The 12,231-nt window shown below is 57.2% G+C and carries 12 protein-coding genes; all 12 read left to right on the forward strand.

Annotated elements, in window-relative coordinates:
- Window positions 1–165: 165 nt before the first annotated feature.
- Window positions 166–1,155, forward strand: coding sequence for an NAD-dependent epimerase/dehydratase family protein (locus BM198_RS12570; RefSeq protein ID WP_074970341.1), 990 nt, complete (start codon window positions 166–168; stop codon window positions 1,153–1,155).
- Window positions 1,156–1,157: 2 nt separating this feature from the next.
- Window positions 1,158–2,276 (forward strand): DegT/DnrJ/EryC1/StrS family aminotransferase, encoded by a 1,119-nt coding sequence (locus BM198_RS12575; RefSeq protein ID WP_074970343.1) that lies wholly within the window; start codon window positions 1,158–1,160, stop codon window positions 2,274–2,276.
- A 3-nt stretch (window positions 2,277–2,279) separates the two neighbouring features.
- Complete coding sequence (locus BM198_RS12580; RefSeq protein WP_074970345.1) at window positions 2,280–2,798, forward strand: acyltransferase; 519 nt, start codon at window positions 2,280–2,282, stop codon at window positions 2,796–2,798.
- Window positions 2,799–2,859: 61 nt separating this feature from the next.
- Window positions 2,860–4,356 (forward strand): oligosaccharide flippase family protein, encoded by a 1,497-nt coding sequence (locus tag BM198_RS12585; protein ID WP_279626033.1) that lies wholly within the window; start codon window positions 2,860–2,862, stop codon window positions 4,354–4,356.
- An 8-nt stretch (window positions 4,357–4,364) separates the two neighbouring features.
- Window positions 4,365–5,876: a glycosyltransferase family protein gene (locus tag BM198_RS12590; protein WP_074970348.1), complete on the forward strand. Its 1,512-nt coding sequence runs from the start codon at window positions 4,365–4,367 to the stop codon at window positions 5,874–5,876.
- Window positions 5,866–7,014: a glycosyltransferase gene (locus tag BM198_RS12595; protein WP_074970350.1), complete on the forward strand. Its 1,149-nt coding sequence runs from the start codon at window positions 5,866–5,868 to the stop codon at window positions 7,012–7,014. The genes BM198_RS12590 and BM198_RS12595 overlap by 11 nt, the downstream gene beginning before the upstream one ends.
- A complete protein-coding gene (locus BM198_RS12600) occupies window positions 7,011–7,610 on the forward strand; it encodes a sugar transferase (protein ID WP_074970352.1) in 600 nt (199 codons plus the stop codon). Before BM198_RS12595 ends, BM198_RS12600 begins: the two co-directional genes overlap by 4 nt.
- Window positions 7,607–8,224: an acetyltransferase gene (locus BM198_RS12605; protein WP_074970353.1), complete on the forward strand. Its 618-nt coding sequence runs from the start codon at window positions 7,607–7,609 to the stop codon at window positions 8,222–8,224. The genes BM198_RS12600 and BM198_RS12605 overlap by 4 nt, the downstream gene beginning before the upstream one ends.
- A 53-nt stretch (window positions 8,225–8,277) precedes the next feature.
- The gene (locus BM198_RS12610; protein WP_074970355.1) at window positions 8,278–9,459 is read left to right on the forward strand and encodes a DegT/DnrJ/EryC1/StrS family aminotransferase; all 1,182 of its coding nucleotides are present in this window, start codon (window positions 8,278–8,280) and stop codon (window positions 9,457–9,459) included.
- 22 nt (window positions 9,460–9,481) lie between these two features.
- Complete coding sequence (locus BM198_RS12615) at window positions 9,482–11,482, forward strand: polysaccharide biosynthesis protein (RefSeq protein ID WP_074970357.1); 2,001 nt, start codon at window positions 9,482–9,484, stop codon at window positions 11,480–11,482.
- Window positions 11,483–11,525: 43 nt separating this feature from the next.
- A complete protein-coding gene (locus BM198_RS12620; RefSeq protein WP_394328343.1) occupies window positions 11,526–11,858 on the forward strand; it encodes a ComEA family DNA-binding protein in 333 nt (110 codons plus the stop codon).
- Window positions 11,859–11,961: 103 nt separating this feature from the next.
- Window positions 11,962–12,231: helix-turn-helix domain-containing protein (locus BM198_RS12625; RefSeq protein ID WP_074970359.1), on the forward strand; the 270-nt coding region annotated here is incomplete at its 3' end.

Genomic DNA, 12,231 nt, shown 5'->3' on the forward strand with positions numbered 1-12,231 from the left:
TCCCGGTGTTCGATGGGTGATGTGAAATCTGTAAAAAAACTTCATAATGCCGCCTTTCAGAAATACGTCTTCTTCGTCTGTTCAGCGATCTGCCTCGATCAGTGACTAGCGCGTAGATTTCATCATCTTCTTTGCCCTCAACGTTCCAAGACAAGGCCCTATCGAATGATCACAGGCAAAAAAATCTTCATTACTGGCGGCGCCGGTTTCATCGCCAGCATGCTCATCTCTCGACTGGCTGACCAGAACGAGATCGTGGTATTCGATAACTACACACGCAACACGCTCAAGGATTCCCCGTACGCGAACCACCCCAATGTTCGCCAGATTCAGGGCGATGTGCTGGATTACCCGGCGCTCAAGAGTGCCATGGTCGGGGCTCAACTGGTCGTGCATGCCGCGGCTATCGCAGGCATCGAGTCAACGGTGCGCAATCCTGTCACTACCATGCGGGTCAACATGATTGGCGCTGCCAACGCGATGGAAGCGGCTCAGGAGCTTGGTGGCGTAGAGCGTTTCGTCGATTTCTCGACTTCGGAAGTATTCGGCTCGCATGCCTTCAAGGTGGATGAAGGTCAGCAGACTGTCACGGGAGCCGTTGGCGAGGCTCGTTGGACTTATGCCGTGAGCAAGCTGGCAGGCGAGCACCTGGCACATGCCTATTTCAAGCAGTATGGTCTGCCGACTGTGACGGTTCGTCCGTTCAACGTCTATGGGCCGGGGCAGACTGGCGAGGGAGCACTGTCGATCTTCGTGCGCAAGGCGCTGAAGAACGAAGATATCCTGATCTTTGGCGATGGTAGCCAAATTCGCGCGTGGTGCTACGTGGACGATATGGTCGAGGGCGTGCTCTGCGCTCTGGAACACCCTGACGCAGTGGGTGAGTCGTTCAATATCGGTAACTCTCGCGCAGTAACGACCGTATACGGTCTGGCCCAGGCCGTTTGCCGCATCGTTGGCAGCTCATCGAAGATCATCTTCCGTGATGCATTGTCGGCCGACATCGAGTTGCGCATTCCGAAGGTCGGCAAGGCCCGTGAACTCATTGGGTTCGAAGCCAAGGTAGATCTGGAAGAGGGGTTGGCGCGTACTGCCGCCTGGATTGCCGAGAACGAAGCGTCCTTGCCCCAACTCTCCAATCTGTTCAAGAGCTGATCATGTTCAAGTTGTCCCAGCCCAATATCAGTGAGGCGGCCATCGCTGCCGTTGCCGGCGTCCTGCGTTCCGGGCAACTGGTGCATGGCCAGGAGTGCGAAGCGTTCGAGCGAGAGCTGGCAGCCTATCTGGGTTGCAGTGATGTCGTTCTTGTATCCTCTGGTACTGCGGCATTGCACGTAGCCCTGCAGGCCCTCGATATCGGTGCTGGAGATGCTGTCATCGTTCCAGATTTCACCTTCCCGGCCACTGCCAACGTTGTGGCTCTGACAGGCGCCAGGCCGGTCATCGTCGATGTCGTTCCGGGGACCTATACTCTGGATACGGTGCAGCTAGAGTGTGTCGTCCAGGGCTGGGAAGGCCCTGAGCGGCTACGAGCGGTAATGCCGGTGCACGAGTTCGGTTGCGTCGCCGATATGGGCGAAATCAACCGTATTGCCAGGGAGCATGGGCTGACCGTGGTTGAGGATGCGGCATGTGCACTGGGTGCTCGACAAGGTGAGCACAAGGCCGGCACCCTGGGAGACGTCGGTTGCTTCTCGTTCCACCCGCGCAAGACGCTGACAACGGGTGAAGGGGGGGCGATCGCGACAAGCAACGCGGCTTTGGCAGGTCGCATGCGCCGTCTGCGCAACCATGGCATGGAGCGAACAGCATCCGGCATGGAGTTCTTCGAACCTGCTACCAACTATCGGATGACCAACTTCCAGGCTGCTCTCGGGCGAGCTCAGTTGCCGCTGCTGGATGAGTGGATTGGCCGGCGAGCACAGCTTGCCCGCGCCTACCTAGAGCTTCTGGCCCCTCTGGAAAAGGCCGGAATCCTTGCGTTGCCGGACATGCTCAGTGGCCATAGCTGGCAAACCTTCATGGTGGTTCTGGGGGCGACCAGCAACCGCGATGAGGTCATAGTGAAGCTGCGTGAGCGAGGCGTCGAGGCGAACCTTGGTGCGCAGAGCCTGGCCTGTATTGGCATATATGGCGAGCCGCAAGTCCCTTCGGTGTCTGGTTCGGCTCTATATGCCAAGGGTCTGGCGTTACCCTTGTACGAGCGAATGAGTCAGGAGGACGTTCAGCAGATAGTGATGGTGTTATCGCACGTGCTGAGCGGTGAGAGGGTATAGACGATGCTTGCCTTGTTGAGCGAGCTCAGGGCCTTTTGGCTGTCACGTCGCCGTGAGGTGAACGAGAAGTTCGCTCGTACCCTGCCGCTTGGTGACTATGTGGTGGATCGCTGGGAAAAGGCCAGGGAGCTCGGTTTCGGCGAGGGGACGTCGATCTACGACAGCAGCATCGTTTTTGGAAGCGTGAGGGTAGGTGAGCATACCTGGATTGGCCCTTTCACTATTCTCGATGGCTCTGGTGGCGGGCTTGAGATTGGTAGTCATTGCTCGATCTCGGCTGGTGTGCAGATATATACACACGATACGGTGGAGCGCTCACTGAGCGGGGGTAAGGCACCTATCGTCACTGCGCCGACAAGAATCGGATCCAACTGCTACATCGGTCCAAATACCGTCATCGCCAAAGGCGTTACCATCGGAGATGGAAGCGTCATCGGGGCAAACAGCCTGGTACTCAAGGATATCCCTGCTGGTAGCAAGGCTTTCGGAACGCCTTGCCGCGTCATCGGCGTCAGTCAGTGAGCGCCTTCCCTAGGCGTTAAGGGAGGCTATGTCTGCGTCGGCGGATGCATTGGGGAGCTTGATGGTCAACAGGAGGGCTGGTCTGGGCGTTTTGAACCTGCTCGTGGGTAAGATGCTTCGCGCGCCACTATGGTTGTTGATCTCAGCCTTGTTGGCGCGAGTGCTTGGGCCTGAGGGCTTGGGTAGCTGGTCGATGATCCTGGCTGCCGGGATGTTGATGAACCAGCTCTTGCTGCATTGGACGCAGTCTATCACTCAGCGTTTCGGGCGGATGGAGTGGCTGGACTCCGGCTCGTTGAACTCGATCCTAAGTGCCCGTCTACCCTTGCTCGCCGCTGGAGCCCTGCTCGCGGTAATCCTGTTGTTCGTAAATCCCTTCGATTGGCAACAGCGTTTCTTTGGCATCGATAGTGGTGGAACCCATGTGCTGCCTGCGATGCTGGTATTCTGGTGCATGGCCGAAACTCAAAGCCTGCAGCAGGTTTGCGAACGTTTTGCGCATCTGGCTTGGGCTCCCATCGCTGCCGACCTCGTGCTCATCGGCGCGATCGCAGTGCTGGCGTTGACGCCCATATTGCGAGGGGCAACGTTCTCGGAGCAGCTTCAACTCCTGTTGGGCGCCATGGCAGGCGGTTGGCTCTTGTGGTTGGTTTGGGAGCTGCGTTGTGCCGGGTTTCGCCCGCGTCTGCGCTCACTCGACTGGTCAAGGCTGCCATCGCTGATGGCTTTCGCCATTCCCTTGGTTCCGGGCTTCCTGGTCGGTTATCTGGCTGAGTGGTGCGACTACTTTCTCATCCGCCATTTTCATGGCGAGTATGAGGTCGGTCTTTTTCATCCAGCTTATCAGTACCTCCTTATCCTGATCGGTTTGCCAACTGCATTGGTTTCCGTCTTGCTGCCGCGTGCCGTCCAGCATTTCGAAAAGCAGGGGGCGGTTGCCGTTGATCTTTTGGTGGCGCGTGATGCGCCTCGTTTCGCATTGGCGTGGGGGATGTTGATCCTGATTCCCCTGGCGGTGTTGCCCGGCATCTTTCTGCTATTGGTGGGCGATGAGTTCATTGCATCAGCCTCTTTGCTCGGCATCATGCTTGCCGTGGTTCCCGGGGCGATCGCTCAGCACCTCTTCGGCATCGTCTACTTTTTGCAGGGGCGACTGCTGATTTCTACCTTCGTTTTCTTTCTGGTGAAACTGCTGGTGAATGCCGCTATTTCGGCATCCCTGCTGCCGCTGATCGGTGTGAGCGGGTCAGCTTTTGGGGTGGTGTCTTCTTACATGATCCTGCAATGGCTGTTCGTGATCTTTGCCGTTCCGGGTCATCGTCCCTCTGCTCGTTTCATGGGGGTTCTACTCTGGTGTCAAGCGAGTGGGCTGCTGTTATGCCTATTCGATGGCATGATTCTGCGTTTGCTGATGGGGAGCCTGGTTTTGATGCTGTCGCTCCTTTTTCTCCGGTTTACACCCATATTCGATGCGCGAGAAATTGCAGCGGTTCTGCCTGTTTGGCTCAAGCCTCATGAGCGTCTGCTGTTGAGTTGGCTCGCGCGACCGTCAAACTAGGAACAATTATGTTGTTGCTGTCAACGCTGCTTGTACTTGTCTTCGCTCTGGCACTGAGGCTGCTGCCCATGCGTCTTTCTCCGCATGGGGGCGGTGTGGATCAGTGGTTCTGGAGGGCCTATATCGATAGAGCGCGGCGGCAGCGGGAGTTTCCGCCGCAACTGAAGCAGTTCCAGCTCGACGAGGCGCAGTGGTATCCGCCCCTGTTTCCATGGCTTCTGGCAAAGCTGCCGCGAGCAGTCTTCGAGCGCTATGCGGGATGGATGGCGATTCTGCTGGACTTGTTGCGCTTGTTGCTGGTGATGCTGGCGGGCTATGTATTGGGTGGGGACTGGACGGTGGCGGTGGTTGCAGGCCTCGTTTATGCCCTGACGCCTGTCCTGATCACATACAACATCCAGTTGAACCCCAGAGGCCTGGGGGCATTGTTTCTCGATGCGGCTCTGCTGTTCACGGTGGCGACGCTGCTGCGGGAAGACATTCCATGGTGGCCGGCAGCCGTCTTCGGTGGGTTGGTTCTTCTGACCCACAAGATGACGACTCAGTTGTTTGTATTCGTCGCACTCGTGGCTGGGATCGTGCTGCTTGAGGCGAGATTCCCGTTCCTGCTGGTTCTGAGTGTCGTGGCTGCGTTGATTCTGAGTGCTGGTTTTTATCGCTTCGTGTTCCGTGCCCACGTGGATATCCTGCGTTTCTGGTTCATCAACTGGCGCTGGATTGGAGCCAACCCGATACTTGAGTCGCCCGTATATGGCGATCCCGCGTTCGAGTCCCCCTCCAAGTTCTATCGCAAAGGCTGGCGTGCCGCTTTCCGTCGCCTCACCTTCGTTGTCGGCTTCAACCCGTGGATGCCTTCCATTCTGTTGGTTGGACTTATCCTCTGCTGGGAGGGGCAATCCATTGAAAAGGCTCAACTGCTGGTTTTCGGGTGGTTGGCCTGTACTTTCGCCTTCGCGCTGATGACAACCCTGATTCCATCCTTGCGCTGCCTGGGGCAGGGCTATCTCTATGGCTATAACGGTAGCTTTCCTGCGGCTCTGGCGCTGGGGCTGAGTTGGCAAGCCGTCGCGAGTAGCTGGATTTCGCTGCTGATCTGTGCGGCGACGGTTATTGCGTCCGGGGTTGCATTGTTCGCGTACTTTCGCGCTTTGCGCACTAGCCGGACTCTCAAGGTCGACGAGGATCTGGATCGAGCCATACGACGGCTGGCGGAGTTGCCCGATGGCACGGTCATGTGCCTACCGCAGCATTGGCATGATGTGGTGGCCTTTCGCACCGGCAAGGCCGTCGCGTTTGGTGGACATGGCTATGGTTTTCGCCTGTTGCAGCCGGTTTTTCCGAGGTTGCTGATTCCGGTCGGTCAGTTCATACAGGAGCAGAATGTGGCATATCTCCTCGTTTGGCCCGCCTATGTGAATCAGCGCTTTCTGGACGATCTGCCCGCATCGGAGGTAGAGGTGTGTGGCGAGTATCGTATCTACCGTTTTCAAGCTGTTCAGGAGCGCGACAGTGGGGCGTAAACGACTCTGCTTCATTACCGCGGTTCCCATGACGGTCTCTGCCTTCCTGAGCTTGCATATTGAGCATCTTGTCGAGGATCACGACATCTTCGTCATCTCCAACTTTGGCGTCGAGCCGCTTCCGCAGGATGGAAGGATCACCTATCTGAATGTGCCACTGGCGAGAGACATCGCCCCGTTTGCTGATTTGAACGTGCTGTTCTTGCTGGTGCGTCTGTTCCGTCGCTACCGTTTCGATGTAGTCCACTCCGTTACCCCGAAGGCCGGCCTGCTGGGCATGCTGGCGGCTCTGTTGGCTGGAGTACCTGTCCGAGTGCACTGGTTCACTGGTCAGGTCTGGGTGACCCGGACGGGAGTCGGACGTTTTGTGCTCAAGAGTGCGGATCGAATGATTGCCGCTGCAGCGTCACACCTGCTCGCCGACAGCCCGTCACAGCGTGACTTTCTGGTTGCCGAGAAGGTCTGTCGCTCGGGAGGGATCGAGGTCATCGGGGATGGTTCCATCTGCGGCGTGGATGGTGAGCGTTTCCGTCCCTGTCTACAGGCTAGAACGCGAGTTCGCGATGAACACGGGATTCCTGATGATGCCTACGTAGTGCTGTTTCTCGGGCGATTGAACGTGGACAAGGGGCTGCGCGAAATGGCCCAGGCGATGCTGCGACTGGATGAACGGTTTCCCGAACTTCACTGGCTGATAGTGGGGCCTGATGAGGGGGGGATGACCGAGCATATTCGTTCGGTAGCCGGTTGCCTGGGCGAGCGCCTGCATTTTCAGGGGTTTACCCGGGAGCCCGAATCCTACATGGCCGCAGCGGACATTTTCTGCTTGCCCAGTTATCGCGAGGGATTTGGCAGCTCGGTGCTCGAAGCCGCGGCAGCCGGCGTGCCATCGGTGGCTACACGGATCTACGGGCTTACCGATGCTGTGGCGGAAGGGGAGTCCGGCTTGCTGGTTCTCCCGGCAAATGTGACGGAGCTGGTGGCTGCCTTGCAGACGCTGCTGGACAACCATGAAATGCGCTCGGCAATGGGGCATGCAGCGCGTGCGCGCGCATTGCAGCGTTTCTCTCGTGAACGGATCGTGACTGGCCTGAGCGATTTTTACGTTCGAGTGCTCACGAAGGAAGGTAAGGCATGAGCCTTAAGCGAACCTTCGATATTGCGTGCAGTACAGCGGCTCTTCTATTGCTCTGGCCTGTTCTGCTGATCGTTTATGTGCTGGTACGTGTGAACCTGGGTTCCCCCGCGCTATTCCGTCAGCAGCGTCCTGGTTTGTACGGCCAACCGTTCATGATGATCAAGTTCCGCACCATGCGCGATGCGCTGGACGCAGATGGGAATCCCTTACCAGACGATGTTCGTCTTACCCGGTTCGGCCGATTGCTGCGCGCCACCAGTCTGGATGAACTCCCTGAGCTGTGGAACGTGTTGAAGGGCGACATGAGTCTGGTCGGACCGCGCCCGCTGTTGATGGAGTATGTGCCCTTGTATAGCGCCGAGCAGGCACGACGGCATGAGGTGCGTCCAGGCATTACCGGCTGGGCGCAGGTGAATGGGCGCAATGCACTGAGCTGGCCGCAGAAATTCGCTCTGGATGTCTGGTACGTGGACAATCGCTCGCTCCTGCTGGATATCCGCATTCTGCTGTTGACTGTGAAGAAGGTGTTCGTGCGCGAAGGTATCAGCGCCGAAGGGCAGGCCACCGCTTCGCGCTTCACGGGGGAGGAAGAATGAAGCGCCTGGCGATTCTTGGAGCCAGCGGTCACGGCAAGGTGGTCGCGGATGTCGCCGAGCTGTGCGGATGGGATGTGGCGTTCTTCGACGATGCGTTCCCGAATGTGCTGCGCAACGGTGCATGGGCGATTGAGGGCCGTACCGACGAGCTGTTGCAGCAGGCTGAGCGCTTTGCCGGGGTGATCGTGGCTATCGGACACAATCGTACGCGTTTGGCCAAGTTGAGCCTGTTACGGGGCCACGGCTTTTCTATCGAGACGCTCGTGCATCCACAGGCCTGCGTCAGCCGCCACGCCGTGGTCGAACCTGGCTGCGTGGTTTTTGCCGGCGCGGTGGTGAATGCGTTCGCGCGTATCGGCGAGGGCTGTATCCTCAACACCCTCTGCGGCGTGGATCACGATTCGGTACTCGGTGCTGGTGTGCATGTCAGCCCGGGAGCGTGTCTTGCCGGTGGGGTGCAGGTAGGTGAGGCAACTTGGATCGGCATAGGCGCGAGTGTGCGCCAGCTAGTCTGTATCGGCACCGATGTAGTCGTCGGGGCCGGGGCTGCAGTGGTTGGCGAAGTGCCGGATAATGTCACGGTCGTGGGTGTTCCTGCCCGGATCGTTAGCTAGTCAAATCCGTGTCGGCCGCTGGCTGCCACGCTCAACGTGATAGAGATCTGCTTGTGTTGAATACGCCTTTTTCGCCTTGGCCTTCCTTCTCTGTCGAAGAGGCTGATGCCGCGCGCGATGTCATTCTTTCCAATCGAGTGAACTACTGGACAGGTGAGGAGTGCAGGCACTTCGAGCGTGAGTTTGCCGCCTGGGTAGGAACCCGTCACGCCATTGCGCTGGCTAACGGCACGGTTGCGCTGGATCTGGCCCTCAAGGCGTTGGGAGTAGGTGCGGGGGACGAGGTGGTGGTGACGCCGCGTACTTTCCTGGCCTCGGTTTCGAGCATCGTCAACGCGGGTGCCGTTCCTGTCTTCGCCGAGATCGACCGCGACTCGCAGAACATTACGGCAGAGACGATTCGTGCGGTGCTAACACCGCGTACCCGGGCGGTGATATGCGTGCATCTGGCCGGTTGGCCGTGTGACATGGATCCGATCATGGCGCTGGCCAAGGAGCATGATCTCAAGGTCATCGAGGATTGTGCCCAGGCCCACGGGGCATTCTACAAGGGGCGTGCGGTGGGTTCGATTGGCCATATCGGCGCCTGGTCGTTCTGTCAGGACAAGATCATGACGACCGGGGGTGAGGGGGGGATGGTGACAACCGACTGCCCTGAGCTGTGGTCGCGCATGTGGGCGTTCAAGGATCATGGCAAGAGCTGGGAAGCGGTCTATGAGCGTGAACATACTCCCGGCTTTCGCTGGCTGCATGAGAGTTTCGGTACCAACTGGAGGATGATTGAAGTCCAGGCGGTCATCGGTCGTATTCAGCTAAACAGGATGCCTTTCTGGCACTCTCGGCGATTGGCCAATGCCCAGCGTATATGGACTGCGGCAGCATCCCTGCCGGGATTGCGGGTGCCTGTCCTGCCAAGTGACATCGAGCATGCAGCCTATAAGTGCTATGTGTTCGTCAGGCCTGAAGCGCTTCTGGAAGGATGGTCGAGAGATAGAATTCTAGAGGCGATCAATTCTCGCGGCGTTCCCACATTCTCTGGGTCTTGCTCGGAGGTCTACCTAGAGCGAGCATTCGACGGTACTGACTGGCGTCCGGAGCCACATCTGGCAGTCGCTCGCGAACTGGGTGAGACCAGTCTCATGTTCATGGTGCACCCAACCTTGACGGATTCGGAGCTGGAGAAAACCGTTCAGGTGCTGGGGGATGTCATGTCCGAAGCGGCGAGCTGCAAGTGAATGCAATCCGAAGGGCGGAAGGATGAGTAACTCAATAGATCGAGTGCGTCACGTATTGCTGGAGCTTCCTCGGGGCAGGAAACGCCTTCTTCAGGTAATGGTCGATGTGCTTCTCCTCTGGCTCGCACTCTGGCTGGCATTTTTTGTGCGTTTGGGAACATCGGTACTGATTGATCCTTCTGGCGAGTACCTGTGGCTGTTCCTTGCCGCTCCGGCGACAGCAATTCCCCTGTTCGTGCGTTTTGGCCTCTATCGCGCTGTTCTGCGTTATTTCAGCAGCGCGGCGCTCATGACGATATTCAATGCGATCAGTTTATCGGCGCTATTATTGGCCGTTGTGATCTATCTGATGCAGCCCGAAGAACTGATGCCGCGCTCGGTGGTATTCATCTATTGGGCAATCTCCATGCTGTTCGTTGGCGGGCTGCGTCTGCTCATGCGCCAGTACTTCAGTGGTGAGCTTTTTCCGCCCGGTCGTCAGTCGGCTCAAGCAGTCAAGGTAGCAATATACGGCGCGGGGGCAGCGGGAAATCAACTGCTCTCTGCGTTGCGCATGAGCCATGGCATGAAACCGGTGGCCTTCATTGACGATGATGTCAGTTTGGTCGGAAGGGTCATCGCTGGAGTCAAGGTTTATGCCCCGAAGCATGTCGGGCGGATGATCGAAGAGACAGGTGCACGTGAGCTGCTTCTGGCTATTCCGTCTGCATCTAGAGCCCGCCGTCGGGAGATTCTCGCTGCCCTTGAATGTCATCCCCTGCATGTGCGCAGTATCCCGGGGTTCATGGATCTCGCCAGCGGGCGAGTGAAGGTCGAAGACCTCCAGGAAGTGGATATCGCCGACCTCCTGGGCCGTGATGCAGTACCTCCGCGCCAGGATTTGTTCCAGCGCTGCATCAAGGATCAGGTCGTTCTGGTAACCGGTGCTGGCGGTTCCATTGGTTCGGAGCTGTGTCGGCAGATTCTTGCCAGTGGTGCACGCACCTTGCTGCTTTTCGAGCACAGCGAATTCAACCTCTACAGCATCCATGGCGAGCTACAGCAGCGTATCGATCGGGAGTCGCTGCCGATCAAGCTGGTGCCGATCCTGGGGTCTATCCGTAATGCCGAGCGGTTGTTCGACATTCTTCAAACTTGGCGCGTCAATACCGTTTATCACGCTGCTGCCTACAAGCATGTGCCGATGGTCGAGCATAATATTGCTGAGGGCGTACATAATAATTTGATCGGTACGCTTAATGTTGCGCAGGCTGCAGTTAGAGTTGGTGTGGATAATTTTGTTCTGATTTCGACCGATAAAGCAGTGCGGCCTACAAATGTTATGGGTAGCACTAAACGTCTGGCTGAGATGGTATTGCAAGCGCTGAGTCACGAGTCGGCGCCGGTTTTATTTGGTGAGGCAGGCGATTTATGTCTAGTTAACAAAACTCGCTTTACAATGGTTCGTTTTGGTAATGTGCTTGGTTCTTCAGGTTCAGTTATTCCGCTTTTTCGTGAGCAGATTAGGCGAGGTGGTCCGGTCACGGTCACGCATCCTAATATAACTCGTTATTTTATGACGATCCCTGAAGCGGCGCAGCTTGTCATACAGGCGGGATCAATGGGGCAGGGGGGGGATGTCTTCGTTTTGGATATGGGGCAGCCAGTAAAGATATTTGAGTTGGCGGAGAAGATGATTCGTCTTTCCGGATTATCTGTTAGAAGTACTGATGACCCCGGTGGAGACATAGCGATTGAGTTCACTGGCCTGCGCCCGGGTGAAAAGCTCTACGAAGAGTTGTTGATCGGAGAAAACGTCGCTCTTACTGATCATCCTATGATCATGCGAGCCAATGAGGTGCATTTGCCTTGGGATGCTCTAAAGGGTGTTATCGGGCGGCTATTAGAGGCTGTCGAACAGGGCGATTACAAAGCGGTTCGAAAAATCCTACGCGAGACCGTAAATGGTTACTCTCCGCAGGAGGCAATTGTTGACTGGATCCATCAGCAGCGAGAAGTTGAGTCTACGCTCCCGAATGACTAGCTTGGCTCGGCGGATTAAGGAATACCGCCCACACGTTAGCCACATGGAGATTCAAGTGATGATGCTCGTACGGGTTCTTTCCCTGCTGTTCGTACTTCTCGGCTTCGCTGGTTCTGCTATCGCTGTTGAAGCGCCAGCCAAGGATGAGCCATTAAAAGTGGCGGCCCAGCAGGTGACAAAGAAAGTAGACATCAACAAAGCCGATGCCGCTACCTTGCAGGATGCAATGGTTGGAGTCGGTGAGATGAAGGCCAAAGCCATAGTGGCTTACCGGGAGGCCAACGGTGCTTTTTCTTCCGTGGACGATCTCCTGCAGGTAAAGGGGATCGGTGCAAAGACTCTGGAGGCTAACCGCGACAGACTCGTTGTTGAGTGAGCGTCGTGGTCAAAAAGGAGCCGGCTTATAGCCGGCTTTTTTGCGCTCGCTGTCCCGTCCTGAATAAGGTTTACACCTTCGCCCTTATTTCAGGAGAGTCCCGATGGCAGAAGGTATCCGTCGCAGTCAGCGTGATTACACGCAGGCTTTTAAACTGGCAGTGGTCGATCAAGTCGAAAAAGGCGAAATGAGCTACAAGGAGGCTCAGGCTCGCTACGGCATCCAGGGCCGTTCGACGGTGCTGGTGTGGTTACGCAAGCATGGTCGGCAGGACTGGAGTCAAGGAGCCTCCATTCGATCCGCCAGGAGCAAGTCGATGTCCGAACCCAACCTGCCACTGACGCCGGAGCAGCGCATCAAGGAGCTGGAGCAG

The organism is Metapseudomonas otitidis, from assembly GCF_900111835.1.
Taxonomy (GTDB): Bacteria; Pseudomonadota; Gammaproteobacteria; order Pseudomonadales; family Pseudomonadaceae; genus Metapseudomonas; species Metapseudomonas otitidis.

Excerpts from the sequence above, each read along its gene's own strand:
- BM198_RS12570 (WP_074970341.1), top strand. The coding sequence starts at position 166 with ATGATCACAGGCAAAAAAATCTTCATTACTGGCGGCGCCGGTTTCATC.
- BM198_RS12575 (WP_074970343.1), top strand. The coding sequence starts at position 1,158 with ATGTTCAAGTTGTCCCAGCCCAATATCAGTGAGGCGGCCATCGCTGCC.
- BM198_RS12580 (WP_074970345.1), top strand. The coding sequence starts at position 2,280 with ATGCTTGCCTTGTTGAGCGAGCTCAGGGCCTTTTGGCTGTCACGTCGC.
- BM198_RS12585 (WP_279626033.1), top strand. The coding sequence starts at position 2,860 with ATGGTCAACAGGAGGGCTGGTCTGGGCGTTTTGAACCTGCTCGTGGGT.
- BM198_RS12590 (WP_074970348.1), top strand. The coding sequence starts at position 4,365 with ATGTTGTTGCTGTCAACGCTGCTTGTACTTGTCTTCGCTCTGGCACTG.
- BM198_RS12600 (WP_074970352.1), top strand. The coding sequence starts at position 7,011 with ATGAGCCTTAAGCGAACCTTCGATATTGCGTGCAGTACAGCGGCTCTT.
- BM198_RS12605 (WP_074970353.1), top strand. The coding sequence starts at position 7,607 with ATGAAGCGCCTGGCGATTCTTGGAGCCAGCGGTCACGGCAAGGTGGTC.
- BM198_RS12615 (WP_074970357.1), top strand. The coding sequence starts at position 9,482 with ATGAGTAACTCAATAGATCGAGTGCGTCACGTATTGCTGGAGCTTCCT.
- BM198_RS12620 (WP_394328343.1), top strand. The coding sequence starts at position 11,526 with ATGGAGATTCAAGTGATGATGCTCGTACGGGTTCTTTCCCTGCTGTTC.